The sequence below is a fragment of the Thermus arciformis genome (assembly GCF_900102145.1).
GTDB classification, from domain to species: Bacteria; Deinococcota; Deinococci; order Deinococcales; family Thermaceae; genus Thermus; species Thermus arciformis.
This window is the reverse complement of the sequence record NZ_FNBC01000005.1, coordinates 65,359-91,353: the sequence shown is the minus strand read 5'-3', so window position 1 is coordinate 91,353 and position 25,995 is coordinate 65,359. Positions and strand designations below refer to the sequence as shown.

General features: G+C 69.5%; 26 protein-coding genes. 14 read left to right on the top strand and 12 right to left on the bottom strand.

Features of this window, described 5'->3' with window-relative positions; genetic code table 11:
- Positions 1-2: 2 nt before the first annotated feature.
- Genes leuD through ilvD form a run of 5 tightly spaced genes read left to right on the top strand, consistent with a single transcriptional unit; the run spans position 3 to position 4,580 of the window.
- Positions 3-608, top strand: coding sequence for a 3-isopropylmalate dehydratase small subunit (gene leuD, locus BLP62_RS03375; protein WP_093005860.1), 606 nt, complete (start codon positions 3-5; stop codon positions 606-608).
- A complete protein-coding gene (gene leuB, locus BLP62_RS03370; RefSeq protein ID WP_093005858.1) occupies positions 605-1,642 on the top strand; it encodes a 3-isopropylmalate dehydrogenase in 1,038 nt (345 codons plus the stop codon). The genes leuD and leuB overlap by 4 nt, the downstream gene beginning before the upstream one ends.
- Before the next feature lie 9 nt (positions 1,643-1,651).
- Positions 1,652-2,185, top strand: a complete 534-nt coding sequence (locus tag BLP62_RS03365; RefSeq protein WP_093005856.1) for a Uma2 family endonuclease — start codon at positions 1,652-1,654, stop codon at positions 2,183-2,185.
- Positions 2,182-2,916, top strand: a complete 735-nt coding sequence (locus BLP62_RS03360; protein ID WP_093005854.1) for an SDR family NAD(P)-dependent oxidoreductase — start codon at positions 2,182-2,184, stop codon at positions 2,914-2,916. The genes BLP62_RS03365 and BLP62_RS03360 overlap by 4 nt, the downstream gene beginning before the upstream one ends.
- Complete coding sequence (gene ilvD, locus BLP62_RS03355; protein WP_093005852.1) at positions 2,913-4,580, top strand: dihydroxy-acid dehydratase; 1,668 nt, start codon at positions 2,913-2,915, stop codon at positions 4,578-4,580. The genes BLP62_RS03360 and ilvD overlap by 4 nt, the downstream gene beginning before the upstream one ends.
- Here the strand turns inward: ilvD and BLP62_RS03350 are convergent.
- From BLP62_RS03350 to BLP62_RS03310, 9 genes are read right to left on the bottom strand one after another with little or no spacing between them, the layout of a single operon-like run.
- A complete protein-coding gene (locus BLP62_RS03350; protein WP_093005850.1) occupies positions 4,577-4,954 on the bottom strand; it encodes a c-type cytochrome in 378 nt (125 codons plus the stop codon). The genes ilvD and BLP62_RS03350 overlap by 4 nt on opposite strands.
- Before the next feature lie 35 nt (positions 4,955-4,989).
- Positions 4,990-6,045, bottom strand: coding sequence for a polyamine ABC transporter substrate-binding protein (locus tag BLP62_RS03345; protein ID WP_093005848.1), 1,056 nt, complete (start codon positions 6,043-6,045; stop codon positions 4,990-4,992).
- Positions 6,042-6,821: an ABC transporter permease gene (locus tag BLP62_RS03340; protein WP_093005846.1), complete on the bottom strand. Its 780-nt coding sequence runs from the start codon at positions 6,819-6,821 to the stop codon at positions 6,042-6,044. Before BLP62_RS03340 ends, BLP62_RS03345 begins: the two co-directional genes overlap by 4 nt.
- Positions 6,818-7,678 carry an ABC transporter permease gene (locus BLP62_RS03335; protein ID WP_093005844.1) on the bottom strand — a complete coding sequence of 287 codons (861 nt, stop codon included), beginning with the start codon at positions 7,676-7,678 and terminating at the stop codon, positions 6,818-6,820. Before BLP62_RS03335 ends, BLP62_RS03340 begins: the two co-directional genes overlap by 4 nt.
- A complete protein-coding gene (locus BLP62_RS03330; protein WP_093005842.1) occupies positions 7,671-8,741 on the bottom strand; it encodes an ABC transporter ATP-binding protein in 1,071 nt (356 codons plus the stop codon). The genes BLP62_RS03335 and BLP62_RS03330 overlap by 8 nt, the downstream gene beginning before the upstream one ends.
- An 18-nt stretch (positions 8,742-8,759) precedes the next feature.
- The gene (gene rodA / locus BLP62_RS03325) at positions 8,760-9,839 is read right to left on the bottom strand and encodes a rod shape-determining protein RodA (protein ID WP_093005840.1); all 1,080 of its coding nucleotides are present in this window, start codon (positions 9,837-9,839) and stop codon (positions 8,760-8,762) included.
- 7 nt (positions 9,840-9,846) lie between these two features.
- Positions 9,847-10,068, bottom strand: a complete 222-nt coding sequence (minE, locus tag BLP62_RS03320; protein ID WP_093005838.1) for a cell division topological specificity factor MinE — start codon at positions 10,066-10,068, stop codon at positions 9,847-9,849.
- Positions 10,068-10,871, bottom strand: coding sequence for a septum site-determining protein MinD (gene minD / locus BLP62_RS03315; RefSeq protein ID WP_093005836.1), 804 nt, complete (start codon positions 10,869-10,871; stop codon positions 10,068-10,070). Before minD ends, minE begins: the two co-directional genes overlap by 1 nt.
- Entirely contained in the window at positions 10,868-11,173 is a 306-nt protein-coding gene (locus BLP62_RS03310; protein WP_093005834.1) for a winged helix-turn-helix transcriptional regulator, read from the bottom strand. The genes minD and BLP62_RS03310 overlap by 4 nt, the downstream gene beginning before the upstream one ends.
- A 75-nt stretch (positions 11,174-11,248) precedes the next feature.
- Between BLP62_RS03310 and BLP62_RS03305 the strand changes: the two genes are divergently transcribed.
- From BLP62_RS03305 to BLP62_RS03295, 3 genes are read left to right on the top strand one after another with little or no spacing between them, the layout of a single operon-like run.
- Complete coding sequence (locus BLP62_RS03305) at positions 11,249-11,386, top strand: hypothetical protein (RefSeq protein WP_093005890.1); 138 nt, start codon at positions 11,249-11,251, stop codon at positions 11,384-11,386.
- Positions 11,387-11,395: 9 nt separating this feature from the next.
- Positions 11,396-12,940: an acyl-CoA mutase large subunit family protein gene (locus BLP62_RS03300; protein ID WP_093005832.1), complete on the top strand. Its 1,545-nt coding sequence runs from the start codon at positions 11,396-11,398 to the stop codon at positions 12,938-12,940.
- A gap of 8 nt (positions 12,941-12,948) precedes the next feature.
- On the top strand, positions 12,949-13,335 hold the full coding sequence (locus BLP62_RS03295) for a calcium/calmodulin-dependent protein kinase type II (RefSeq protein WP_093005888.1): 387 nt from the start codon (positions 12,949-12,951) through the stop codon (positions 13,333-13,335).
- A 30-nt stretch (positions 13,336-13,365) separates the two neighbouring features.
- On the opposite strand, the gene acs is transcribed toward BLP62_RS03295, so the two are convergent.
- Complete coding sequence (gene acs, locus BLP62_RS03290) at positions 13,366-15,312, bottom strand: acetate--CoA ligase (protein WP_093005830.1); 1,947 nt, start codon at positions 15,310-15,312, stop codon at positions 13,366-13,368.
- Positions 15,313-15,442: 130 nt separating this feature from the next.
- Here acs and BLP62_RS03285 point away from each other — a divergent pair, with 130 nt between their 5' ends.
- The 6 genes from BLP62_RS03285 to BLP62_RS03260 all read left to right on the top strand — a co-directional run bounded on the left by BLP62_RS03285 (position 15,443) and on the right by BLP62_RS03260 (position 23,902).
- Positions 15,443-17,983 (top strand): AMP-binding protein, encoded by a 2,541-nt coding sequence (locus BLP62_RS03285; protein WP_093005828.1) that lies wholly within the window; start codon positions 15,443-15,445, stop codon positions 17,981-17,983.
- Positions 17,961-19,844 (top strand): acetate--CoA ligase, encoded by a 1,884-nt coding sequence (locus BLP62_RS03280; RefSeq protein ID WP_093005826.1) that lies wholly within the window; start codon positions 17,961-17,963, stop codon positions 19,842-19,844. Before BLP62_RS03285 ends, BLP62_RS03280 begins: the two co-directional genes overlap by 23 nt.
- Before the next feature lie 228 nt (positions 19,845-20,072).
- Entirely contained in the window at positions 20,073-20,342 is a 270-nt protein-coding gene (locus tag BLP62_RS03275) for a DUF485 domain-containing protein (protein ID WP_093005824.1), read from the top strand.
- A gap of 3 nt (positions 20,343-20,345) precedes the next feature.
- Entirely contained in the window at positions 20,346-21,884 is a 1,539-nt protein-coding gene (locus tag BLP62_RS03270) for a sodium:solute symporter family transporter (protein WP_093005822.1), read from the top strand.
- A gap of 81 nt (positions 21,885-21,965) precedes the next feature.
- The gene (locus tag BLP62_RS03265) at positions 21,966-23,324 is read left to right on the top strand and encodes a DUF294 nucleotidyltransferase-like domain-containing protein (protein ID WP_093005886.1); all 1,359 of its coding nucleotides are present in this window, start codon (positions 21,966-21,968) and stop codon (positions 23,322-23,324) included.
- The gene (locus BLP62_RS03260; protein ID WP_093005820.1) at positions 23,321-23,902 is read left to right on the top strand and encodes a 3'-5' exonuclease; all 582 of its coding nucleotides are present in this window, start codon (positions 23,321-23,323) and stop codon (positions 23,900-23,902) included. Before BLP62_RS03265 ends, BLP62_RS03260 begins: the two co-directional genes overlap by 4 nt.
- Here the strand turns inward: BLP62_RS03260 and purD are convergent.
- Entirely contained in the window at positions 23,883-25,136 is a 1,254-nt protein-coding gene (purD, locus tag BLP62_RS03255) for a phosphoribosylamine--glycine ligase (RefSeq protein WP_093005818.1), read from the bottom strand. The genes BLP62_RS03260 and purD overlap by 20 nt on opposite strands.
- Positions 25,133-25,990 (bottom strand): phosphoribosylglycinamide formyltransferase, encoded by an 858-nt coding sequence (purN, locus tag BLP62_RS03250; protein ID WP_093005884.1) that lies wholly within the window; start codon positions 25,988-25,990, stop codon positions 25,133-25,135. Before purN ends, purD begins: the two co-directional genes overlap by 4 nt.
- Positions 25,991-25,995 lie beyond the last annotated feature (5 nt).

Sequence of the window (25,995 nt, the reverse complement as noted above, 5' to 3'; positions counted from 1 at the left end):
TCATGCTGGAGAAGTTCACCGTGATCCGCGGCAGGGCGGTGCCCTTAAGGGGCGAGGACATTGACACGGACCGGATCATCCCGGCCCGCTTCATGAAGGCCCTCACCTTTGAGGGGTTAGGCCAGTACCTCTTCTACGACGAGCGCTTTGACGAGAAGGGGAACCCCAAGCCCCATCCCTTAAACGACCCCCGTTACCGGGGGGCCACGATCCTCCTGGTGGAGTCGGGCTTCGGCTCCGGCTCTAGCCGGGAGCACGCCCCCCAGGCCATCAAGCGGGCGGGGTTTAAGGCCATCATCGGGGAGAGCTTCGCCGAGATCTTCTTCGGCAACGCCACCGCCATCGGCCTCCCCTGCGTGAGCCTTTCCCCCGAGGACCTGGGCGTCCTCTTCCGAATGGTGGAGGAGAACCCCGAGCTGGAGGTGGAGGTTGACCTGGTGAACCAAGAGGTGCGCTTCGGGGACCGCACCGCCCCCCTCTTCATCCGGGAAGAAGCCCGGGAGGCCCTGGTGGAAGGCCTCTGGGACCCCATCGGGGAGCTTTTGGAGGCTGGGGAGCTTCTGGACCAGTTTGACCGCAAGCTCCCCTACCCCAGGAGGACGGAATGAAGGTGGCGGTGCTTCCCGGGGACGGCATCGGCCCCGAGGTCACCGAGGCCGCCCTGAAGGTCCTGAGGGCCCTGGACGAGGCCGAGGGCCTGGGCCTCGCCTACGAGGTCTTCCCCTTCGGCGGGGCGGCCATAGACGCCTTCGGCGAGCCCTTCCCCGAGCCCACGCGAAAGGGCGTGGAGGAGGCGGAGGCCGTGCTTCTGGGAAGCGTGGGCGGGCCCAAGTGGGATGGGCTTCCCCGGAAGGTCCGCCCGGAGACGGGGCTTCTGGCCTTAAGAAAAAGCCAGGACCTCTTCGCCAACCTCCGCCCGGCCAAGGTCTTCCCCGGGCTGGAAAGGCTTTCCCCCCTGAAGGAGGAGGTGGCCCGGGGGGTGGACGTCCTCATCGTCCGGGAGCTCACCGGGGGGATTTATTTCGGCGAGCCCCGGGGGATGTCGGAGGCGGAGGCCTGGAACACGGAGCGCTACAGCAAGCCCGAGGTGGAGCGGGTGGCCAAGGTGGCCTTTGAGGCGGCGAGGAAGCGCAGGAAGCACGTGGTGAGCGTGGACAAGGCGAACGTCCTCGAGGTGGGGGAGTTCTGGCGCAAGACCGTGGAGGAGGTGGGGCGGGGCTACCCCGACGTCGCCCTGGAGCACCAGTACGTGGACGCCATGGCCATGCACCTGGTCCGCTCCCCCGCCCGCTTTGACGTGGTGGTCACGGGGAACATCTTCGGGGACATCCTCTCGGACCTGGCGAGCGTCCTCCCAGGCTCTTTAGGCCTCCTCCCCTCCGCCTCCTTGGGAAGGGGCACCCCGGTCTTTGAGCCCGTGCACGGCTCCGCCCCCGACATCGCCGGCAAGGGCCTCGCCAACCCCACGGCCGCCATCCTCTCCGCGGCCATGATGCTGGAGCACGCCTTCGGCCTGGTGGAGCTGGCGCGGAAGGTGGAAGACGCCGTGGCCAAGGCCCTCCTGGAGACCCCGCCCCCCGACCTCGGGGGAAGCGCGGGCACGGAGGCCTTCACGGCCACGGTCCTCCGCCACCTGGCCTAACATGGGAGTATGATCCGGCACCGCTTCAGCGCCGAGGACTTCCACCGCATGGCCGAGGCGGGGATCCTGGGGGAGGACGACCGGGTGGAGCTCATCCGGGGGGAGGTGGTGGAGTTGAGCCCCGTGGGCAAGCGGCACGCGTACGTTGTGAATACCCTCGTAGACCTTTTAAGCCCCCTGCGGGATAGGGCCGTGCTCTCGGTGCAAAATCCCCTGGCGCTTTTCCCGGACACCGAGGTCTACCCCGACCTCGCCCTTCTCCGGCCCCCGAGGACCCGGTACCGCGACCGCCTGCCCGAGGCCAAGGACGCCCTCCTGGTGGTGGAGGTGGCCGAGACCAGCCTGGACCACGACCTCAAGGTGAAGCTCCCCCTCTACGCCCAAGCCGGCATCCCCGAGGTCTGGGTGGTGGACCTCGAGGGGAAGCGGGTCCTCCTCCACCGGAAGCCGGAAGGCGGGGGCTACCGGGAGGTGGAGGCCCTGGGCCCCGGGGCCAGGCTTGCCTTCGGGGGCGTGGAGGTCCCCGCGGAGGAGCTTCTATGAGAAAGACCCTGATCCTCACCGGGGCGAGCCGGGGCATCGGGAAGGCCCTCGCCCTGGAGCTCGCCAAGGCGGGCTTTGACCTGGTGCTCAACGCCCGCAAGGAGGTCCCCTTGAAGGCCGTGGCCGAGGAGGCCCAGGCCCTGGGGGCCAAGGTGGCCCACGTGGCGGGAAGCGCGGGGGAGGCCGAGGTGGCCCAGGCCCTGGTGGAAAGGGCCGAGGCCTTGGGAAACTTCGCGGGCTACATCCACAACGCCGGGGTCCTCCACCCGGGGCCCCTCCTCTTTGAGCTCGCGGAGGAGCTATTCCTGGAGGTCCTCGAGGCCAACCTCCTCGCCGGCTACCAGCTCGCCCGCTTCGCCTACCCCGTCCTCAGGCGCAAAGGGGAGGGCCTCGCCGTGTACCTGGGCTCGGGGGCGGCGGAGAGCAACCTCCCCGGCATCGGGGCCTACGCCGTGGCCAAGGCGGCGGAGGAGCACCTGGCAAGGCAGCTCGCCGCCGAGGCCCCGGAGGTCACCTGCTTCGTCTACCGCCCCGGGGTGGTGGAGACGGAGATGCAGCGCCAGGCCCGGGAGGCCCAGGGAAGCGCCGCTCCCGTCCTTCACCGGGTGTTTAGAGGTTACAAAGAGGAAGGCCTCCTCCTCACCCCGGAGGAGGCCGCCAAGGCCCTGGTGCGGCTTCTCCCCAAGGCCAGGGCCTTCCACGGAAAGATCGCCACCTGGAGGGACGCATGAGGTCGGACCAGATCAAGAAGGGACTCAAGCAGGCTCCCGCCCGCGCCATGCTCCGGGCGGTGGGGGTGGGGGACGAGGACTTCGGAAGGCCCTTCGTGGGGGTGGTGAACACCTTCACCGACGGGATGCCCTGCAACTTCCACCTGCGAAGCCTCGCCCTTTACCTCAAGGCCGGGCTCAAGGAGGCGGGGCTTTTCCCCTTTGAGTTCGGGGCCCCCGCCATCTCCGACGGGATCAGCATGGGCACCCCCGGAATGCGGGCGAGCCTCGTAAGCCGCGAGGTCATCGCCGACAGCGTGGAGCTCATCGCCCAGGGCTACCTCTACGACGGCATGGTGGGGCTTTCCGCCTGCGACAAGACCATCCCGGGGACTGCCATGGGGGTGATCCGTAGCGGCATCCCCGGCATGGTCCTCTACGGGGGGACCATCGCCCCCGGGGAGTGGCGGGGCCGGAAGCTCACCATCGTGGAGGTCTTTGAGGCGGTGGGGCAGAGGGCCGCGGGGAAGATCTCCGAGGAGGAGCTTTTGGAGATTGAGCGCCGGGCCATCCCCGGCCCCGGGGCCTGCGGCGGGCAGTACACCGCCAACACCATGGCCATGGCCCTCGAGGCCTTGGGCCTCTCCCCCTTGGGCTACAACGCCATCCCCGCCGTCCACCCCGAGAAGGAGCGGGCCACCAAGGAGGCGGGGAAAATCCTCGCCTGGGCCATAGAAAAGGACTGGAAGCCCAAGGACTTCCTCACCCGGAAGGGCTTCCTCAACGCCATCGCCGCCGTGGCCGCCACGGGGGGGAGCACCAACGCCGTCCTCCACCTCCTCGCCCTGGCCAAGGAGGCGGGGGTGGAGCTCAGCCTGGACGACTTTGACCAGATCTCCCGCAAGACCCCGGTGATCGCCGACCTCCGCCCCTGGGGCACCTACACCGCCTGGGAGCTCTACGAAGCCGGGGGCACGGCCCTCGTCTTCAAGCGGCTTTTGGAGGCGGGGCTTCTTTACGGAGAGGAGAAGACCCTCACGGGCCGCACCCTGGCGGAGGAGGTGGAAAGGGCCTACCGGGAGGCGGAGGGGCAGAAGGTGGTCTTCCCCGTGGAGAAGGCCCTCAAGCCCCACGGGGGGCTCGTGGTGCTCAAGGGGAACCTCGCCCCCAAGGGGGCCGTCCTCAAGCTGGCGGGGACGGAGCGCACCTACTTTGAGGGCCCGGCCCGGGTCTTTGACTCCGAGGAGGCGGCCATGGAGAAGGTCCTAAAGGGGGAGATCCGCCCCGGGGACGTGGTGGTCATCCGCTACGTGGGCCCCAAGGGGGCGCCGGGGATGCCCGAGATGCTCTCGGTGACGAGCGCCCTCGTGGGGGAGGGTCTGGGGCCGGAGGTGGCCCTCCTCACCGACGGCCGCTTCTCCGGGGGCACCCGGGGCCTCATGGTGGGCCACGTCGCCCCCGAGGCCTTCGTGGGCGGGCCCATCGCCCTCCTGGAAGAGGGCGACCCCATCCGGATTGACGTGGAAGGCCGCCGCCTCGAGGTCCTCCTCCCCGAGGAGGAGCTGGAAAGGCGGAAGGCCCGCTGGCGGCCCCGCCCCCCCGCCTTCACCCACGGCCTCTTCGCCCGCTACGCCGCCCTGGTGCGCCAGGCGGACGAGGGGGCGGTGCTGGAAGACCCCCTCTAGGGCCTTTGGATCCGGTCTGGGGCCAGGTTCTGGCCCCGTTCCTTCTTCACGTCCTCCGGTTTAAAAGCCTCCCCCTTGGCCTTGAGGAGGGCCATGAGGTGGTTCAGGAGGGCGGCGAGCTCCTCGTCCTTGAGCTGGGCGAAGCCCGGCATCAGGCCCGCCTCCCCCTTCTTGCCGTAGAGGACCACCAGGACCAGGTAGCGCCGGCCCTCCGGGGTGGCGAAGAGGGGGGCCACCCCCTGGAGGCCAGGGTAGGGCCTCACCCCCTGGGCCTTCTCCCCGTGGCACTGGGCGCAGGCCCTGGCCCAAAGGCCCTCCACCCCCTGGGCCAGAGCGGAAAGGGCCAGGAAGAGAAGGAGGAAGGCCCGCTTCATGCCCCAAGTATAGGGCCTGAAGGCCAGGCCTTCCTTTAGCGGGCCTTCACCTCGGTCCAGACCCGGTCAAAGAGGGCGATGTCCGGGCCCAGGTCCTTGAGGTACTCAAGCTTAGAGCGCACCTCCTCCGGCGGGAAGACCACGGGGTCGTTCCGCATCGCCTCGGGCAGGAGGGGGATGGCCTTGGCCACGGGGGTGGCGTAGTGGGTGTACTCCGCTAAGGCCGCGGCGTTTTCCGGCTCCAGGAGGAAGTCCATGAAGCGGTAGGCGAGCGCTTGCGCCGGGCCCCGCTTCAGCACCACCATGGCGTCCGTCCAAAGCGTCCCCCCCTCCTTGGCCAGGGCGTAGCGGAGGCGCTCGTCCTCTCCCCGGGCCTGGAGGACGTCTCCCGAGTAGGCGAGGGCCAAGGCGGCGTCCCCCGCCAGGATGCGGTTCAGGGCCTCCACCCCCCCGGCGAAGCCCACGGAGCGCCTCTTGGCGGCGATGAGGAGCTCCTTGGCCTTCTCCAGGGCCTCGGGGTCGGTGGTGTTCACGGAGTAGCCCAGGTACTTCAAGGCCGCCCCGATGGTCTCCCGCATCTCGTCCAGGAGGAGGAAGGGCCCCACCTGGGCCTTAGGGTCAAAGAAGACGGCGTAGGAGTCCACGGGGCCCTTCACCAGGTCCTCCCGGTAGGCGATCCCCGTGGTGCCCCAGAGGTAGGGCACGGAATAGCGGAGGCCCGGGTCATAGGGGGGGTCTAGGAAGAAGGGGTCCAGGTTGGCCAGGTTCTTCAGCCTCCCCTTGTCCAGGGGGGCGATGAGGCCCTCCCGGGCCATCTGGAGGACGTAGTAGTCCGGGGCCACCACCAGGGAGAACTCCTGGTCCGCCCCCGCCTTGAGCTTGGCCAGCATGGCCTCGGGGGACTCAAAGGTGTCCAGGACCACCTTGGCCCCCGTCTCCCGCTCAAACTTCCTTAGGAGCTCCTCGGGGATGTAGTCGGCCCAGTTGAGGAAGTAGAGGGTGCCCGCCCCCGCGGGCGCCTTGGGCCGAAGCCAAAGCCACCCGAGGAAGGCCGCCGCCACCAGGACCAAGAGCCATCCGATCCGCCTCATACCCTCCTCCGGCTGAGAGCATACCCCAAAGCCAGGAAGAAGGCGCTAAGCCCCACCACCAGGGTGGAGAGGGCGTGGACCTTGGGGCTCACCCCGAGCTTCACGCTGGAGTAGATGTAAAGGGGCAGGGTGGTGGCCCCAGGCCCCGCGGTGAAGAAGGTGACCACGAAGTCGTCCAGGGAGAGGGTGAGGGCGAGGAGCGCCCCCGCCGCCACCCCCGGCCAGGCCAGGGGAAGGGTCACGTGGAGGAAGGTCTGGAGCCCCCTCGCCCCCAGGTCCCGGGCGGCCTCCTCCAGGGCGGGGTCCAGGAGGAGGAGCCTCGAGCGCACCACCAGGGTCACGAAGGCCACCTGGAAGGTGATGTGCCCCAGGATCACCGTGAGGAGGGAAAGCCGGGGAAAGCCCAAAAGCTCGCGGGAAAAGGCGAAGAGGAGGAGGAGGGAAACCCCCATGACCACGTCGGGCACCACCACGGGGACGTAGAGGAGGTAGCGCAAAAACCCCTTGCCGGGGAAGCGGTAGCGCACGAGCCCCAGGGCGAGGAGGGTGCCGAGGACCGTGGAGACCAGGGTGGAAACAAAGGCCACGGTCAGGGTGTTCAGGAAGTATTCCAGCACCCGTGGGTCCTGGAAGAGGGCCCGGTACCAGTCCAGGGTGAAGCCGGTGAAGCGCACCCCCCGGCGGCTCTCGTTGAAGGAGAGGGCCACGATGACCAGGATGGGCAGGTAGAGGAAGAGGTAGACCAACAAGGCGTGGAGGGAGAGGAGCCGCCTCATACCAGGTCCTCAAGCCCCCTTTCCCCCTGGAGGCGGGCGTAGAGGTAAAGGCTGAGAAGAACAAACCCCATCAGGAACACGCTCAAAGCCGCCCCGAAGGCCCAGTCCCGACTGACGCCGAACTGCTGCTGGATGAGGTTGCCGATGAGGACCACCCGCCCCGCCCCCAGGAGGTCCGCCACCACGAAGGTGCCCATGGCGGGGATGAAGACGAGGACGCCCCCCGCGAAAAGCCCGGGGTAGGTCTGGGGAAGGACGGCGTGGAGAAAGGCCCTAAAGGGCCTCGCCCCAAGGTCGTAGGCCGCCTCCAGAAGCTGCCAGTCAATCCGCTCCACGCTGGCGTAGACGGGGAGGACGAAGAAGGGCAAGAAGGTGTAGACCGTGGCCAGGAGCACCGCGAGGAAAGAGGGGTAGAGGCTTAGGGGCCCGAGGCCAAAGGCCTGCAGGAAGGCGTTCACCAGGCCCTCCTTCTGCAAGAGGACGAGCCAGGCGTAGACCCGGATGAGGAAGTTGGTGAGGAAGGGGAGGAGGAGCAGGAAGAGGAGGAGGTCCCGCCGGGGGTGGCGGGCGATGTAAAAGGCCAAGGGGTAGCCCAGGAGGGCGGAGAGGAGGGTGGCCAGGGACCCCACCCAGAGGCTTTGGGCGAAGGCCTCGAGGTAAGGGGGCTCCAGGAGCCGCAGGTAGTTCTTCAGGGTGAGGGGCCCCTGGAGCTCCCCGTAAGGCCCCCGGCTCATGAAGGAGGCCAGGAGTACGAGGAGCGTGGGCAAGAGGACGAAGAGGAAGAGCCAAAGCGCCCCCGGGCCCACGGTGACCAGAACCCGGAAGAGGCGCTGCAGGGGGGTAGCCGCCTCATTCATGGAGCACCACCAGGTTCTCCGGGGGAAGGTAGCAGAGGACCTCTTCCCCGTACCCGAACTCCTCGGCCCCCGGCTCCTGCAGGTCCTGGTTCAGGGTGTAGGCCAGAAGCCGCACCTCCCCAGAGCGAAGGTAGTACTGGTTCTCCGCCCCCGTGTAGACGATCTCCTCCACCACCGCCCGCACCAGGTTTTCCCGGGCGGGAAGCCCGTTCCCCAGGGGGTAGAGGCGGATCTTCTCCGGGCGGATCGCCAAAAGGGCCTCCCGTGCCAAAGGGGCCCTGAGGCGCAAAGGCCCCAAAGGGGTCTCGGCCCCCAAGGGGTGGGGCCTTGCGGGGAGGAAGTTGGAGCGGCCGAGAAAGGCCGCCACGAAGCGGGTCTTGGGGCGCTCGTAGACCTCGTCGGGAAGCCCCACCTGCTCAATGCGGCCCGAGCGCATCACGGCGATGCGGTCGGACATGACCAAGGCCTCCTCCTGGTCGTGGGTGACGAAGATGAAGGTGGTGCCAAGCCGCCTCTGGAGCTGCATGAGCTCCACCCTGAGGTCCTGGCGGAGCCTCGCGTCCAGGGCGGAGAGGGGCTCGTCCAGGAGGAGGACCTGGGGCTCCAGGACCAAAGCCCGGGCCAGGGCCACCCGCTGCTTCTGCCCCCCGGAAAGCTCCCGGGGGTAGCGCTTCTCCAGGCCCAGGAGGTCCACGAGCTCCAACGCCCAGGCCACCTTCTCCCGGATGGCCTCCTGGGGAAGGCCTTTCATGCGGAGGCCGAAAGCCACATTGGCCTCCACGGTCATGTGGGGGAAGAGGGCGTAGTTCTGGAAGACGGTGTTCACCGGGCGCTCGTAGGGGGGGACCCCGGCCATGTCCCGCCCGGCGATCTCTATGCGGCCCGCATCGGGGGTGTCAAACCCCGCCAGGAGGCGGAGCAACGTGGTCTTGCCGCAGCCCGAGGGCCCAAGGAGGCTGAAGAACTCGCCCCTATGGACCTCGAGGTCCACCCCGTCCAAGGCCAGCACCCCGCCGAAGGCCTTGCGCACTCCCGAAAGGCGCACCAGCACGTCCCCGGCCACGGGGCCCAGTTTAGCAGCCTAGGGCGCCAGGCGGTCCCGGTGCACCAGGAGCACGAGCCCCAGGGAGAGGAGGGTGGCCACCAGACTGGACCCCCCGTAGGAGAAAAGGGGCAGGGTGAGGCCGGTCACGGGCATCACCCCCAGGGCCACCCCCAGGTTCACCACCACCTGGAAGCCCAGCATCCCCCCTACCCCGGCAAGGAAGAGGCGGTCCGCCATGCGGGGGCACTCCAGGGCCAAGGAGAAAAGGCGCAGGAGGAGGAGGGCGTAGAGGCCGAGGAGGGCCACCGCCCCCACGAACCCCCACTCCTCCGCCCAGACGGCGAAGACGAAGTCCGTGTGGCGGAAGGGCACAAAGCCCAGCTGGGTCTGGGTCCCCTGGCCGTAGCCCTTGCCGAAAAGCCCCCCGGAGCCGATGGCGATGGTGGACTGGATCACCTGAAACCCCTGGCCCAAGGGGTCCCGGTAGGGGTCCAGCACGATGAGGACCCGCTCCCGCTGGTAGGGCTTGAGGTTGGGCCAGATCACCGTGGGCACCAAAAGGGCCAAGGCCAGCGCCCCCACCAAGAGGTGCTTCCCCGGCAACCCCCGCACCCATAGGACCGCGAAGGCCCCGAAGAGCACCACCAGGGTGCCCCCAAGGTCGGGCTGGAGCAGGAGCAGGGCCACCACGGGCAGGGTGAGGAGGCCGGGAAGGAAGTAGTCCCAAACCCGGAGGATGGGGCGGTGTTCCAGGAGGCGGGCGAGGGCCAGGACGAGCCCCAGCTTGGCCACCTCCAGGGGCTGGAACTGCAGGGGGCCCAGGACGAACCAGGCCTTGGCCCCGTTGATCTCCCGGCCCACCACCAGGACCAGCCCGAGAAGGAGCAAAGAGAGGCCGTAGAGGGGGTAGGCCAGGGCGAAGACCGCGCGGCGGGAAAGGAACTGCACCCCCACCGCCAGGGCCAGCCCCAGGAGGAAGGCCGCCCCCTGCCGGGGAAGGAGGCCGGGGTCGGGGGCGGCGCTTCGCAGGTTAAAGAGGCCGAGGACCACCAGGGTCAGGGCCAAGAGGATGAGGCCCCAGTCGTAGGCCAAAGGGTTGGGCCGGGTCAGGGTCACCGGGACCTCACCTCAGGGGGATGTCGGCCACCAGGATCATCTTCTCCCCCCGCTCCTCCAGGGCCACGGAAAGCCCCTCCTCCTGGGCGGGGAAGTAGCGGCGCAAGACCTCCAGGAGGTCCTTCTTGAGGTTTTCCACGAGCCCGGGGGAAAGCTTGGCCCGGTCGTAGGCCAGCACCAGCTTCAGGCGCTCCTTGGCCTTTTCCTTGCTCTTTCTGCGCCACCACATCAGCGACCTCCGAAGAGCCTCCTCAGCACCCCTAAAAGCCCCTGGGGGTCCTCGAGGGCGCGGAAGGGCACCTCCTCCCCCCGGAGGCGCCGCGCCGTGTCCATGAAGGCCAAGGCGGCCGGGCCCGTCCCCTTTAAGACCAAGGGCTCCCCCTGGTTGGTGGAGATGAGCACCCCCTCGTCCTCGGGGATGATGCCGATGGGCTTCAGGCCCAGGATCTCCACCACGTCCTCCACGGAGAGCATGTCCCCCCGGGCCACCATCCGGGGCCGCAGGCGGTTGATGACGAGGAAGTTCTCCCGGATCTCCCGGGCTTCCAGAAGGCCGATGATCCGGTCGGCGTCGCGGACGCTAGAGACCTCGGGGTTCACCACCACCAAGGCCCCTTCCGCCGGGGTGGCCGCCGTCTGGAAGCCCTTCTCTATCCCGGCGGGGGAGTCTATGAGCACCCGGTCAAACCCCTCCTCGGCGAGGAGGTGTTGGACGAGGTCCCGGAAACGCTCGGGGTCCAAGGCCTCCTTGTCCTTGGTCTGGGAGGCGGGGAGGAGGTAGAGGTTCTCCACCCGCTTGTCCCGGATGAGGGCCTGGCGGGGTTTGGCCCGGCCCTCCAGGACGTCAATGAGGTCAAAGACCACCCGCCCCTCGAGGCCCATGACCACGTCCAGGTTGCGCAGGCCCACGTCCACGTCCACCACCGCCACCTTCTCCCCGAGTTTGGCCAAGGCCGCCCCCAGGTTGGCGGTGGTGGTGGTCTTGCCCACCCCTCCTTTGCCCGAAGTCACCACGATGGCCCGTGCCTTCACCGCGTTACCTCCCGGGTTTCCAGAATCTCCTCCAAATCCTGAAAGAACTCCAACACGCGCTTCCCCTTCGCCGTCAAGGTGTATTCTACCCGAGGCGGCACCTCGGGGAAGGCCCGCCGCTCCACGAAGCCCAGGGCGTGAAACTCCCTGAGCCGTTCCACCAGGGTGCGGGGGGAAAGGAGCAAGGCCGCCTGGAGGTCGGAGAAGCGGGAAGGCCCCCGGCCCAGGGCGAAGAGGACCTCCGGGGCCCCCCGGCGGGCCATGACCTTGAGCACCTTCCGGGCGCTTTTGGAGAGGGCCATGGGCCAATGCTATCAAAAAGGCTAGCAAGAGGGAAAGCCTTGCCCCGGGAAGGCCAAGGGGCCTATCCTGGAAGGGTGAAGGAGGAGCCCAGACCCGACTGGAAGGACTTCTTGGCCCTCGTCCTCGCCGCTTACAGCCTCCTCCTCCCGCCCCTTCTCCTCCTCCTGGGGGTGCTTTTCGCCTTCCTTCTCCTCCTCCGGCTTTTCCTGTAAAACTAGGGTATGGAAGGCCTCTTTGAGTCCCTGCCGGAAGGCTACCGGGAGAAGCTCGGCCGGCCCGGGGAGTACCCCTTCACCCGGGGCATCTACCCCCGGATGTACCTGGATAAGCTCTGGACCATGCGCCAGTACGCGGGCTTCTCCACCGCCGAGGAGTCCAACGCCCGCTACCGATACCTCCTCGCCCAGGGCCAGACGGGCTTAAGCGTGGCCTTTGACCTCCCCACCCAGCTCGGCCTGGACCCCGACCACCCCATGAGCGTGGGGGAGGTGGGGCGGGTGGGGGTGTCCATCGCCACCCTCGAGGACATGCAGAAGCTCTTTGACGGCATCCCCCTGGACCAGGTCTCCACCAGCATGACCATCAACGCCCCGGCCATGATGCTCCTCGCCCTCTACCTCCTCGTGGCCGAGGCCCAGGGGGTGCCCTGGGACAAGGTCTCGGGCACGGTGCAGAACGACATCCTCAAGGAGTACTTCGCCCGGGGCACCTACATCTACCCCCCCGGCCCTTCCATGCGCCTCGTGACCGACATCTTTGCGTTCTGCGCCGAGCGCGTCCCCAGGTGGAACACCATCAGCATCTCCGGCTACCACATCCGCGAGGCGGGGGCCACCGCCGCCCAGGAGATCGCCTTCACCCTGGCGGACGCCAAGGCCTACGTGCGGGCCGCCTTGGAGCGGGGCCTGGACGTGGACCGCTTCGCCCCCAGGCTTTCCTTCTTCTTCGCCGCCCACGGGGACATCTTTGAGGAGGCCGCCAAGTTCCGGGCGGCAAGGCGCCTTTGGGCGAGGATCATGCGGGAGGAGTTCGGGGCCAAGGACCCGAAAAGCTGGATGCTCCGCTTCCACACCCAGACCGGGGGCTCCACCCTCACGGCCCAGGAGCCCCTGAACAACGTGGTGCGCACCGCCTACCAGGCCCTGGCGGCGGTCCTCGGGGGGACGCAGAGCCTCCACACCAACGCCTACGACGAGGCCCTGGGCCTGCCCACGGAAAAAAGCGCCCTCCTCGCCCTAAGGACCCAGCAGATCCTGGCCTACGAGAGCGGGGTCACCCGGGCCATAGACCCCTTGGGGGGAAGCTTCTACGTGGAGCACCTCACGGACAAGCTGGAACGGGAGGCGGAGGCGATCCTGCGGGAGATTGACGCCCTGGGGGGCGCGGTGGCCGCGGTGGAGGCGGGCTACTTCCAGAGGGCCATTGAGGAGTCCGCCTGGCAGTTCCAGAAGGAGGTGGAGGAGGGCAAGAGGGTGATCGTAGGGGTGAACCGCTTCTTTGACCCCAATAGCCCCCTGAACGAGCCCGTCCCCGTGCAGCGGATTGACCCCGAGCTTCACGAAAGGCGCAAGCGGGAGCTCGCCGCCTTCAAGGCCAAGCGGGACGGGGAGAGCGTCCGCATTGGCCTGGAAAGGCTAAGGGAAGCGGCCAGGGGCCAGGAGAACCTCTTCCCCTACGTCCTGGAGGCCTTCCGCCGCCGGGCCACCCTGGGGGAGGTCTGCGGGGTCTTAAGGGAGGAGTGGGGCGAGTACCAGCCCCCCCGGTGAGGAGGGCCATGGAAGGCGAAGCCGAGCTCTGGAACTTTTTGGAGAGGCACCTGAGGAGCATCTACGAGGGCGACTGGGCCACGTACGAGGCCACCACCCACGAGGAGCTTTCCCTCTACGAGTGGTTCGTGACCCCCCACCGCCTGGACGGCCTCCCCTTCCACCGCTTCATGGTGGAGAAGAACTGGGCCACGAGGGGCCGGCCCTACCGCCTGGACCTCCTGGAAAAGCGCCTCCAGCGCTATGGGGACGTGGCCATCTTCAGCTACACCCTCCTCCTCACCGTGGAGGAAGAGGCGGGCCTCCGCCACCGGGCGGTGAACGAAAGCCGGGTGGCGGTGCGCTTCCCCGAGGGGTGGAAGGTGGTGCACGTGCACAAGAGCCCGGCGGGGTGAAGGCCACCCCGCCGGGGCGCGGTGCCCGTACTAGGCCCCCTCCTTCAGCCGCTCCACCACGGAGCGGTCCTCGAGGGTGGAGGTGTCCCCCTTGATCTCCTTCTCCCCGGCGGCGATCTGCCGGAGGAGGCGGCGCATGATCTTGCCGGAGCGGGTCTTGGGCAGGGCGTCGGTGAAGCGGACCTCGTCCGGGCGGGCGATAGGGCCGATGACCTTGGCCACGTGGGCCTTGAGCTCCTCCCTAAGGGCGTCCGAGGGCTGGTACCCCTCCTTAAGGGTCACGAAGGCCACGATGGCCTCCCCCTTCAAGGGGTCAGGACGGCCCACCACCGCCGCCTCGGCCACCGCGGGGTGGGAGACCAGGGCCGACTCAATCTCCATGGTGCCCAGGCGGTGCCCCGCCACGTTCAAGACGTCGTCCACCCGGCCCAGGATCAGGTAGTAGCCGTCCTTGTCCCGCCGGGCCCCGTCCCCGGTGAAGTAGACCCCCGGGTGCTGGCTGAAGTACTGCTTTAGGAAGCGCTCCGGGTCGCCCCAGACGGTGCGGAGCATGCTGGGCCAGGGGCGGGTGATGCAGAGGTGCCCCCCTTCGTCGGGGTTCTCCACGGGGCGGTGCTCGCTGTCCAGGATCTCGGGCTTCACCCCGAAGAAGGGCTTCCCGGCGTGCCCCGGCTTCATGGCGTGGGCCCCGGGCAGGGTGGTGATCATGATGCCCCCGGTCTCCGTCTGCCACCAGGTGTCCACGATGGGGCAGCGGCCCTTGCCGATGACGTTGTAGTACCAGAGCCAGGCCTCGGGGTTGATGGGCTCCCCCACGGTGCCGAGAAGCCTGAGGGTGTCCAGGCGGTGCTTCAAGGGCCAGCCCTCCCCCCACTTCATGAAGGCCCGGATGGCGGTGGGGGCGGTGTAGAGGATGGAAACCCCGTACTTGTCCACAATCCGCCAGAAGCGGTCGGGCTCGGGCCAGTTGGGGGCCCCCTCGTACATCACCGTGGTGGCCCCGTTGAGAAGCGGCCCGTAGACCACGTAGGAGTGCCCGGTGATCCAGCCCACGTCGGCGGTGCACCAGTAGACGTCCTCGTCCTTGAGGTCAAAGACGAGCTTGGTGGTGAGGTACACATAGGTCATGTAGCCGCCCAGGGTGTGCAAGACCCCCTTGGGCTTCCCCGTGGAGCCCGAGGTGTAGAGGATGAAGAGGGGCTCCTCCGCCTCCATGGGCTCGGCCTCGCAGCGGTCGGAGGCGGCCTCCATGAGCTCGTGCCACCAGTGGTCCCGGCCCGGGGTCCAGGGCACCTCCTCCCCGGTGCGCCGCACCACCACCACGTGCTCCACGCTCGTGGCGTCCTTTAGGGCCTCGTCGGCGTTTTGCTTGAGGGGGACGATCCCCCCCCGGCGGTAGCCCCCGTCGGCGGTGATGAGGACCTTGGCCTCGGCGTCCTTGATCCGGTCCGCCAGCGCCCCGGCGGAAAAGCCGCCGAAGACCACGGAGTGGACGGCCCCGATGCGGGTGCAGGCCAGCATGGCGATGGCCGCCTCGGGGACCATGGGCAGGTAGATGGTGACCCGGTCCCCCTTCTTGACCCCAAGGCGCTTCAGGACGTTGGCGAACCTCTGCACCTCGCGCCAGAGGTCGTGGTAGGTGAGGACCCTCTCCTCCCCCGGCTCCCCCTCCCAGATGAGGGCCGCCTTGTTGCGGCGCCAGGTCTGCACGTGGCGGTCCAGGGCGTTAAAGGCCAGGTTGGTCTTCCCCCCCACGAACCATTTGGGGTGGGGGAGGTCCCCTTCCAGGACCTTCTGCCAGGGGGTAAACCAGTGGAGCTCCGAGGCCACCCGCCCCCAGAAGCCTTCGGGGTCCTCGAGGCTTTCCCGGTAAAGCCTTTCGTACTCCTCCTCGCTCCCGATGTGGGCCTGCTTCCGGAAGGCCTCGCTGGGGTAGAAGACCCGCTCTTCCTTGAGCACGCCTTCAATCCGGTCCATACATCCCCTCCCTTGGCCTTGAGGATAGGCGGGCTCCTTCCGCGGGGTCAAGAAAAGGGGGGTTTTTCACCATTCGCCAAAGCCCGCCTTTCTTGACAGGGATCGCCCGCCCCACAGAAGATGGGCGCAGATGGCCAGGAAGAGGAGCCTCTCCACGGTTCAGGCCGCCTTGCGCATCCTGGCCTACCTGGCCGAGCACCCCGAGGGGGTGGAGGTGAAGGAGGTGGCCCGCCTCCTGGGGAAGAGCCTCTCCACCGCCTACGCCCTCCTCAACAGCCTCGCCGAGGAGGGCTTCGCGGTGAAGACGGAGCGGGGCTACCGCCTGGGCACGGCCAAGCCGGTCCCGGCGGAAGGGCCCAAGGACCCCTACCTGAACGAGGCCCTGGAGGAGCTTTACCTGCGCACCCGGGAGCGGTGCTACCTGGCCCTCCTCACCCCCGAAGGGGTGCGGCTCAAGACCCGAGGGCGGCAGGGCCAGCCCCACCCCCTGGGGGAGACCCTGCCGGAGGAGGCCCATGCCCTGGCCCTGGGGAAGGTGCTCCTGGCCTTCGGGGCCCTGAACCCTCCCCCCTTGCGCCCCCGCACCCCCTACACCCTCACCGAACCCCTGGCCCTGGAGGAGGAGCTCAGGCGGGTCCGGGAGTCGGGCCTGGCGGTGGAGATGGAGGAGTACGCCCCGGGGCTTTCCGCCTTGGCCGCCCCCCTCTTCGGCCCCCGGGGGGAGCTTTTGGGGGCTTTGGGGGTGGTGGTGCCCGCGCGGCGTTTCCCCTTCGCCTTCAGCCGCCTGGCCCGGGCCCTGGCCGAGGTGGCCCAGGTCTCCCCCCACCTATCCCCCCCGAGCCCTCCTCCCCTTCCCCCGCCCGTGGAGGTGGCCGCCCCCATCCAGGCCGTGGACCCACCGCCAGACCTGGCCCGGGAGGCCAATTTGCGGGACTTCCAGGGGGCCTACCGGGAAAGCCTCGAGGACCCCGAGGCCTTCTGGGGAGGCTTCGCCCGGACCTTCGCCTGGGAGAAGCCCTGGGACAGGGTCTACGACCCGGAGGCCCGGGCCTGGTTCCCGGGCGGGCGCACCAACGCCGCCCTGAACGCCCTGGACCGCCACCTCCCGGAAAGGGCCCAGCAGGTGGCCCTCCTCACCCTGGACGGGGAAGGGAACCTGGGCAAGTGGACCTACCGGGAGCTCCACGACCTCTCCGCCCGCCTGGCGGGGGTGCTCCGGGGCCTGGGGGTGGGCCCGGGGGACCGGGTGGCCCTCTACCTGCCCACGGGCCTCGAGGCCGCCCTAAGCCTTCTGGCCCTCGCCCGCATCGGGGCGGTGCACGTGGCCCTGCCCGTGGGCCTTGGGCCCGAGGCCCTGCGCCAGCGCCTCCTCACGAGCGGAGCCCGCCTCCTCATCGCCGCCGACGGCCACTACCGCCGGGGGCAGCTCGTGCCCCTGCGCCCCGTGGTGGAGTCCGCCCTCTTCGGCCTGGACCTCCCCGTCCTCTGGCACGCCCGGGGCACCACGGAGTTCCTGGAAAGGGCCACGGAGGGAAAGCCCCAGGAGCCCCTTCCCGTCCCCGCCTCCCACCCCCTCTTCGTCCTCTACACCTCGGGCTCCACGGGCACCCCCAAGGGGGTGGTCCACGGCCACGGGGGGTACATGGTGGGGGTGGCCTGGGCCCTCCGCCACCTCTTTGACCTGAAGCCGGGGGAGGTGTTCCACACCACCGCGGACCTCTTCTGGGTGGTGGGCCACTCCTTCGGCCTCTACGCCCCCCTTTTCCTGGGGGGCACGAGCCTCCTCCTGGAGGACCGCCCCGACCACCCGAGCCCCGCCGCCTTCTACGAGCGCTTAAGGCGCCTCGGGGTGGACCTCCTCCTCACCTCCCCCACCTTCTTGCGCACCCTTCGCCGCCACGGGGAGGCGAGGCCCACGGGGCTTCGCCTGGTGGGGAGCGTGGGGGAGGCCCTGGCCCCGGAGGTCTGGACCTGGACCAGGGAGAACCTGGCCTGGCCCCTGGACAACTGGTGGCAGACGGAGCTGGGGGCCCCCGCCCTGGCCACCCCCCTCACCCTCCCCGCCAAGCCCGGGTACGTGGGGGTGCCCCTCCCCGGGGTGGAGGCCCGGGTGGTGGACGGGGCGGGGAACGTCCTGCCCCCCGGGGAGAAGGGCCACCTGGTGCTCCTACGGGCGGGACCGGCCCAGATGGTGGGCCTTCTGGGAGGGGAAAGCCCCTGGCGGGGAGGGCTTTACTGGACGGGGGACCTGGCGGCCATGGACGAAGAGGGGTACTTCCGCATCCTGGGCCGCGGCGACGAGGTCATCAAGGTGGGGGACGCCCGCCTGGGCACCGCGGAGGTGGAGGCCGCCCTCCTCACCCACCCCCAGGTGGCCGAGGCCGCGGCCATCGGGGTCCCGGGGGAGGAGGGGGAGGAGGTGGCCGTCTTCGTGGTCCTGCGGAAGGAGGTGCCGGAAGAGCTCAAGCCCCTCCTGGCGGAGAAGCTCAAGGCCCACCTCCTGCGCCACCTGGGGCCCTTACCCCCTCCCCGGGTCTTCTTCGCCGAAGGCCTCCCCCGCACCCGTAGCGGCAAGATCCTGAGGCGGCTCCTTAAAGCTGAACTCTTGGGCATGGACCCCGGGGACCTCTCGGGGCTGGAGGAGGAGTATGGCGGTGGAAAAACTGCTTAAAGAGGAAGAGCGGCTCCTTGCGCCGGAAAGCCTGAGGGAGAGGGCCAACCTTCGGGACCTCGAGGCGGAGTACCGGAAAAGCCTCGAGGACCCCGAGGGCTTTTGGGGCGCTTGGGCGCGGCGCTTCTACTGGGAAAAGCCCTTTGAGAAGGTCCTGGAGTGGAACCTCCCCGAGCACCGCTGGTTCCTGGGCGGCACCACCAACGCCGTCTACAACGCCCTGGAGCGGAACGTGGAAAGGGGCCTAAGGAACAAGGTGGCCCTCCTCTACCTCGCCGAGGACGGCCGGGAGGAGAAGCTCACCTACGGGGAGCTTTTGGACCGGGTGCGCCGCCTGGCCACAGGGCTTAGGCGCCTCGGGGTGGAAAAGGGGGACCGGGTGGTGATCTACATGCCCCTCACCCTGGAGGGCGTCATGGCCATGCTGGCCACGGCCTACCTCGGGGCCATCCACAGCGTGGTCTACGCCGGGCTTGGGGTGGGGGCCCTGAGGGAGCGCATCCTGGACGCCGGGGCCAAGCTCCTCATCGCCGGGGACGTGAGCTACCGCCGGGGCAAGGGGGTGGACCTCAGGAGCATCGCCGAGGAGGCCATCCGCGACCTCCCCCTCAAGGTGGTCTGGTTCCAGCGGGCCTACAAGGCGGAGCTTCCCGAGGGGCACCACGACTTCCACGAGCTCCTCTGGGAAAGCCCCCCGGAGGCCCGGGCGGAGATGGTGGACGCCGAGCACCCCCTCTTCATCCTCTACACCTCGGGCTCCACGGGGAAGCCTAAGGGCGTGGTCCACGTCCACGGGGGGTATATGGTGGGCACCACCTACCACCTCCGCACCTTCTTTGACGTGAAGGACGAGGACGTCTTCTGGGCCACGAGCGACATCGGCTGGATCGTGGGCCACTCCTACATCGTCTACGCCCCCCTCCTGGAAGGGGTGACCTCGGTCCTTCGGGAAGGAGCCCCCGACCACCCCGACCCCGGGGCCTTCTGGCAGGCGGTGGAGCGGTACCGGGTGAACGTGATGTTCACCGCCCCCACGGCGGTGCGCATGTTCATGAGGTACGGCCCCGAGTGGCCCGGGAAGTACGACCTCAGCTCCTTGCGCCTTTTGGCCGTGGCCGGGGAGCCCTTGAACCCCGAGGCCATGAGGTGGGCCTACGAGCACCTGGTGGACGGGGGCAGGCGGGGGTTCGTGGCCGACAACTGGTGGCAGACGGAGCTCGGCGGCCCCACCATAGGGACGCCCCTCGTCCTCCCCGCCAAGCCCGGCTTCGCCGGGGTGGCCCTCCCCGGGGTGGAGGCGGCGGTGGTGGACGAGGAGGGGAGGCCCGTGCCCCCGGGGCAGGGCGGGCTCCTCGTCCTCAAGCGGCCCTTCCCCCACATGATGCGCACCGTCTGGGGGAACCACGAGCGCTACCTCCAGTACTGGCGGGAGATCCCAGGCGGGGTCTACGCCAGCGGGGACGTGGCGAGCCAGGACGAGGAGGGGTACTTCAGCGTCCTGGGCCGGGCGGACGACGTCTTGAACGTGGCCGGGCACCGCATCGGCACCGCCGACGTGGAAAGCGCCCTGGTCTCCCACCCGGCGGTGGCCGAGGCCGCGGTCATCGGCGTCCCCGACCCCCTGAAGGGGGAGGCCATCAAGGCCTTCGTGGTCCTGCGGCTGGGGCACACCCCTTCCGAGGAGTTGAAGGATAACCTCGTCCAGCACGTGCGCCGGGAACTGGGGCCCATCGCCACCCCCTCGGAGGTGGTCTTCCTGGACAAGCTCCCCAAGACCCGCTCCGGCAAGATCCTGAGGCGGCTCCTCAAGGCCAAGGAGCTGGGCAAGGACCCCGGGGACCTGTCCACCCTCGAGGAGTAGCCCCGGCCCGAGGAAGCCCGCCGAGCCCCCCACCGCGGCCTTGGCCCCCGTGGGGTACTTGGCTTTCGCCTCCTCCCCTCTTCAGGGAAAACCGCTCCTTTTGCGCATACCCGCAAAGCCCCCTTTTCTTGACAACGCCCCTTGCCCCGACTAGCTTCAGGTCTAACCGCTAGGCAGAAACCCCTTGGGGCCAGGCCCCATACCCAGGCCTAGCGGGGGAGGTGTAGAATGCAGGAGAAGGAGCTGGAAACCCTCGTGGCCGAACGGTGGCGCATGGCCCTCACCCTAACCGGGGTCATGCTCGCCATCTACCTGGGCTTCGTCCTCCTCGTGGCCTACGCCAAGGAGCTCATGGGGAGGCAGATCGTCCCCGGCCTCAGCTTGGGCATCCTCCTCGGGGCCTTGGTCATCGTCTCGGCTTGGGTGCTCAACTGGATCTACACCCGCTGGGCCAACACCTACTACGACGAGCGGGTGAGGCGGCTCCTCGGGAGGTGAAGCATGCCCACGACCGCGCTCGGCCAACCCAACGCCGTCTCCATCCTCTTCTTCTTCCTCTTCATCGCCATCACCTTGGGGATCACCTACTGGGCGGCGAGGAGGACCAAGACCACGGAGCACTTCTACGCCGCCGGGCGGAGCATCACCGGGTTCCAAAACGGCCTGGCCCTGGCGGGGGACTACATGTCGGCGGCGAGCTTCCTCGGCATCGCCGGGCTCGTGGCCCTCTCGGGGTTTGACGGCCTCCTCTACTCCATCGGCTTCCTGGTGGGCTGGCCGGTGGTCATGTTCCTCATCGCCGAGCCCCTCCGCAACCTCGGCAAGTACACCTTCGCCGACGTGGTGGCCTACCGCCTGCGCCAGGTGCCGGTCCGGAGCGCCGCCGCCATCAGCACCCTGACGGTGGTGGCCCTCTACCTCATCGCCCAGATGGTGGGGGCGGGCAACCTGATCAAGCTCCTCTTCGGCCTCCCCTACGAGGCCGCGGTGGTCCTCGTGGGGGTGGTGATGATCCTTTACGTCCTCTTCGGGGGGATGGTGGCCACCACCTGGGTGCAGATCGTCAAGGCCGTCCTCCTCCTGGGTGGGGCCTTACTCCTCGCCCTTTTGGTCCTCGCCCGCTTTGGCCTCAACCCCATCGCCCTCTTCCACGAGGCGGCCCTCAAGTACGGGGACCAGGTGCTCGCCCCGGGCAAGCTGGTAGCCAATCCCATTGACACCGTCTCCCTGGGGCTTGCCCTCATGCTGGGCACCGCCGGCCTGCCCCACATCCTCATGCGCTTCTACACCGTCCCCGACGCCAAGGCCGCCCGGACCTCGGTCACCTGGGCCACGCTCTTCATCGGGTTCTTCTACCTCCTCACCTTCGTGATCGGCTTCGGGGCCATGGTCCTCGTGGGGCCCGACCCCATCAAGGCCATTGACAAGGGCGGGAACATGGCCGCGCCCCTCTTGGCCGAGGCCCTCGGGGGGACGCCCTTCCTGGGCTTCATCGCCGCCGTGGCCTTCGCCACCATCCTGGCGGTGGTGGCCGGCCTCACCCTCTCCGGGGCCGCCGCCCTCTCCCACGACCTCTGGGTCAACGTGATCCGGGGAGGGCACGCCCCCGAAGCAGAGCAACTGCGGGTGGCCCGGATGGCCACCCTGGTCCTGGGAGCCTTGGCCATCCTCCTCGGCATCGCCTTCAAGGGGCAGAACGTGGCCTTCACCGTGGGCCTGGCCTTCGCCATCGCCGCAAGCGGCAACCTGCCCGCCATCGTCTACTCCGTCTTCTGGAGGGGCTTCACCACGGCCGGGGCGGTGGCGGCCATCCTGGTGGGAACCCTCTCCGCCGTGGTCCTCATCTACCTCTCCCCCACCATCCAGGTGGACATCCTGAAGCACGCGGCCCCCATCTTCCCCCTGAAGAACCCGGGGATCGTCTCCATCCCCCTGGGCTTCCTGGCGGGCTGGCTCGTCTCCTTGGCCACCCGGGAGAGGGAAGCCGAGGAGAAGTACCTGGAGGTGGAGCGTCGCCTCCACCTGGGCGGGGGGGACTAAGCACCCCGCCGCGGCTAAAGCCGCGGCGGGGGCCCCAAAAGGGGTTTCTCAACTTCTCAGGTGCTCCTTGCGAAAACCGGCATGCGGACCCTTAGGTCAGAGGAAGGGGCACCGGGGGCCGGGGCCTCCCTCCCCGTGGGGGCCCTGGCCACCCGCGCCCCCCTTTGGGCCCCGGGGAGCCTGAGCGTCCGGGAGGCCGCGGCCCGGATGCAGGCCCACGGGGTTTCCAGCCTCCTGGTGGAGGGAGACCCCCCGGGCATCTTCACCGACCGGGACCTGAGGCGGTGGGTGGCCGAGGGCAGGCCCCTGGAGGCGCCCCTGGCCGAGGCCGCCTCCTTTCCCCTCCTCGCCCTCCCCCAGACCACGCCCCTCCTCGAGGCGGTGGCCTTCATGGTGGAGCGGGGGATCCACCACCTGCCCCTATTGGAGGGGGGGAGGGTGGTGGGGATGGTGACCCACACCGACCTGGTGCGGCGGGAGGCCCAGCTCCCCCTCCTCCTCCTCCGGCGCGTGGAGGGCCTGGCCCTCGAGGGCTACGCCAGGGAGGTGGCGGGGCTCGTGCAAACCCTCCTGGAGGCGGGGGCGGGGGCCCTGGAGATCGGCAGGCTGGTGGCGGGCCTCAACGACGCCCTGGTGCGGAGGCTCCTGAGCGAGGCGGAAAAGGCCTTGGGCCCGCCCCCCACGCCCTACGCCTTCCTGGTCCTGGGCTCCGAGGGGCGGCGGGAGCAGGCCCTCCTCACGGACCAGGACAACGCCCTCCTCTACGCCGAATCCGGGCACGAACCCTACTTCCAGGCCCTGGCCGAGCGGGTGGTGGGGGGGCTCTTGGCGGCCGGGTTTCCCCCCTGCCCCGGGGGCTACATGGCCACCCGCCTGCGGATGGACCTCGAGGCCTTCCTGAAGGCCTTCTGGGGCTGGACCGAAGCCCCGGAGCCCGAGGCCCTCCTCAAGGCCCAGGCCTTCCTGGACCTGCGCCAGGTGGGAGGGAAGCTGGACTTAAGGCCCCTCGAGGCCGAGCTCCTCGCCCGGGCGCAAAGGGGGGTCTTCCTCCACCACCTGGCCCGCTCGGCCCTAGCCTTCCCCCCGCCCCCCACCCCCTTCGGGCGCCTGCCCCCCTCCCTGGAGCCCAAACGGCACGGCCTCTTCCCCATCGTGCTCCTGGCGCGCTTCTACGCCGTGTACACCGGAAGCCCGGAGCGGCACACCCTGGACCGCCTGCGGGCGGCCTCCCGGGCGGGGGCCCTGAGCGAAGAGACGGCCGAGCTCCTGGGGGAGGGCTTCGGCCTCTTCTTCCGCCTGAGGCTCCGGGCGGAGCTTGGGGGGCAAGGGGCCCTCTCCCCCAAGGCCCTCTCCCCCTTGGAGAGGTGGCGGGTCCTGGAGGCCTTCCGGGCGGTGCGGACGGCCCAGGGCCACCTGCGCCTGCGCTTTGGCCTGCGATGAACCCCAAGACGCCCCTGCAACGCCTGGTCTACACCGCCTTGGACCTGGAGGCCACCGGCCTGGACCCCACCCGGGACCGGCCCGTGGCCCTGGGGGCGGTGCGGCTGGTGGGAGGAAGGCTCGGGGCGGAGCTGGAGCTCCTCCTGGACCCCGGCCGCCCCGTGAGCCGGGAGGCCCAGGCCCTCCACGGCCTGAGCCGCGAGGCCTTGAGGGGCAGGCCCACCCTGGAAGAGACCCTCCCCACCTTCCTCGCCTTCCTCGAGGGCACGGTCCTCCTCGCCCACCAGGCCCACGTGGACCTGGCCTTCCTCCCGGCCCTCAAGGGGTTTCCCCTCCTGGACACCTACCTCCTCGCCCGCTTCCTCCTCCCCGGGACCGACCCCCGCCTCGAGGCCCTGGCGGCGCGCTTCGGTCTCCCCCTCTCGGGAAGGCACACCGCCCTCGGCGACGCCCGGCTGGTGGCCGAGGTCTTCCGCCACCTCCTCCCCCTTCTGGAGGCGGCGGGGGTGCGCACCCTCGAGGCGGCGCGCCTGGCCTGCCTTCGGACAGCGGAGGGGCTCAGGCCCTGGAGCCTTTGAGGGCCCTAAAGCCGATGTCCCTCCGGTACACCGCGCCGGGAAAGCCGACCCGGGGGATGTAGGCGTAGGCCCGCTCCAGGGCCTCCCTGAGGTCCTGTCCCAACCCCACCACGTTGAGCACCCGCCCCCCGGCGCTCACCAAGACCCCACCCTCCCGCCTTGTGCCCGCGTGGAAGACCAGCACCCCCTCTGGAGGCTCGGGCACCTGGAGGGGAATCCCCTTCCGGGGGCTTTCCGGATAGCCCGGGGCGGCCAGGACCACGCAGGCCGCGGCCCCCGGCTTCCAGGAAAGCTCTACCCCCCCCAATCTCCCCTCGGCCACCCGCAGGGCCAGCTCCACCAGGTCGCTCTCCAGGAGGGGCAAAAGGGCCTGGGCCTCGGGGTCGCCGAAGCGGGCGTTGAACTCCAGCACCTTGGGCCCTTCCCGGGTGAGCATGAGCCCGGCGTAGACCACCCCCCGGTAGACCACCCCCTCGGCCCGCAGGCCGGCGATGAGGGGCTTGAGGATCTCCTCCTCCACCCGCCTTAAGGTGGCCCCGTCCATGGGGTAGGGGGCCACCGCCCCCATCCCCCCGGTCATGGGCCCCTGGTCTCCGTCCAGGAGGCGCTTGTGGTCCTGGGAGGGAAGGAGGGGCAGGATGGTCTCCCCATCGGTGAGGGCTAGGACCGTGGCCTCCTCCCCCTCCAGGTACTCCTCTATGACCACCTCCCCCCCCTCGGCCCGGTTCAGGATGTTGGCCACGGCCTGCTTGGCCTGGTGCAGGTCAAAGGCCACCGTGACCCCCTTCCCCGCAGCGAGCCCGGAGTCCTTGACCACCACGGGCACCCCCACCTCCTCCAGGTACTCCAGGGCCTCCAGGGGCTCCCGGAAGACCCGGTGGCGGGCCGTGGGGATGCCGTAGCGCTCCATGAGGCCCTTGGCGAAGGCCTTGGAGCCCTCAATCATGGCCGCCTTCTGGGTGGGGCCGAAGACGAGGAGGCCCCGCTCCAAGAAGGCGTCGGCGATGCCCTCCACCAAGGGGGCCTCCGGGCCCACCAGGGTGAGGTCTATGCCCTCGGCGAGGGCCCAGTCCGCCAGGGCCTCCACGTCCCCGCCCCAGGGGACGAGCTCCGCCAGGGCCTCCATCCCGGCGTTGCCGGGAGCGGCGTAGAGCCTTTCCACGAGGGGGCTTTGCGCCGCCTTCCAGAGGAGGGCGTGCTCCCGCCCCCCGCCACCCACCACGAGGACCTTCATAGGGAGGATTCTACCCGCTTTAGGCTCGCCTCCACTTCCCGGCGCACCGCCTCCGGGAGGGAGGCCACCTCGGCCCTCAAGGCGGGGTGGTCCTGGGCCAGGAGGTGGGCGGCGAGGAAGGCGCCCCGGCCCCACTCCCCCCCTTGGCCCAAAAAGGCGGGGGCCACCAGCGCCTCCCGCCCCCAGGCGCGAAGGAGGGCCCAGGCCCTGAGGTATAGGGGCTTCTCCCGGGGGGAAAGCCCTTGGAAGACCCCCGCCGCCTCCTGCCCGAGCCGGGCCTTCAGGTCCTGGGGCGGGGGAAAGGCGAGGCCGGAAAGGAGGAGGGCCACGGCCCTAGGGTAAAGCCCGTGCTCCAGGCGGAGGACCCGGGCCTCCAGGGTCTCCGGCGTGTCCCCGGGGAGGACGGGCACCCGGCCTTGGAGGAGGATGGGCCCCGTGTCCATCCCTTGGTCCACGAAGTGGACGGTGGAGCCCGTCTCCTTTTCCCCCGCCTCCAGGACCCGCCGGTGCACGTGAAGCCCCGGGTAGTCGGGGAGGAGGGAGGGGTGGACGTTGAGGAGGCGGCCGTACCAGGCCTCCACGAACCGGGGGGAGAGGAGGCGCATGAACCCCGCGAGGAGGACGAGGTCCACCCTCCTCTCCGCCAACAGCCCCAAGGCCTCCTCCTCAAAGGCCCGCCGCCCCCGCCAGGGGAGGGCCACCGCCTCCACCCCCCGCCTCCTCGCCCGCTCCAGGGCGAAGGCCTCGGGGTTATCGGAGAGGACCAGGACCACCTCCCCCAAGGGGTGCCCCTTGGGGAAGGCCTCGAGGAGGGCCTCGAGGTTCGTCCCCCGCCCGGAGGCGAAGACAGCCATCCGGG